The organism is Salinimicrobium oceani (genome assembly GCF_012037645.1).
Genome location: NZ_JAAVJR010000485.1, coordinates 1 through 489, shown reverse-complemented (window position 1 = coordinate 489; position 489 = coordinate 1). Strand labels below are relative to the sequence as shown.

Annotated in this window: 1 pseudogene; it reads right to left on the bottom strand. The window is 42.7% G+C overall.

Annotated elements, in window-relative coordinates:
- Nucleotides 1-489: pseudogene (locus HC175_RS17860) on the bottom strand (hypothetical protein); the annotation flags it as partial.

The following is a 489-nucleotide window of genomic DNA, read 5'->3' as shown; positions in this document are numbered from 1 at the left end:
ATCCCGAAGGAAGTTGTTCTCATAGGCCAGATTAAGGAATCCTTGTTTAAAGACCGGGCGTTCCACTTCAAGAATAAGATTGTTGATGCGGTTTCTACTGAAATCATACTGTACCTGCGGAGAGAAAAGAAATTTATTCGGAAGTCTGTACGTCTGTGACAAAGAGCTGTAGATAGTGGGTTCATCCATACGATCATTATAGAGGCCGTAAGTGGTGAAATTCGTGCTGATGCCCATAACCGCACCCGAAAGTAATAACTGTGCAGTAGTGAACTCTGTAGAGGGCATAATGATCTGGTTCAGCGAAAGCCGGCCGAACATTGTAAAATTTCTGGTGCGAATAGGAGTAGAGAGGCTGATCTTCCTTTCCTCCAGGTAATTAAAATTTATTGCCGTCTGCTCCTTATCATAATTGATGTAATTAAGATCCACCTGCAGGTTTTGAGGAGTACGATAACTTAAAAGCGCTTCCCCTTTGACCCCATACAT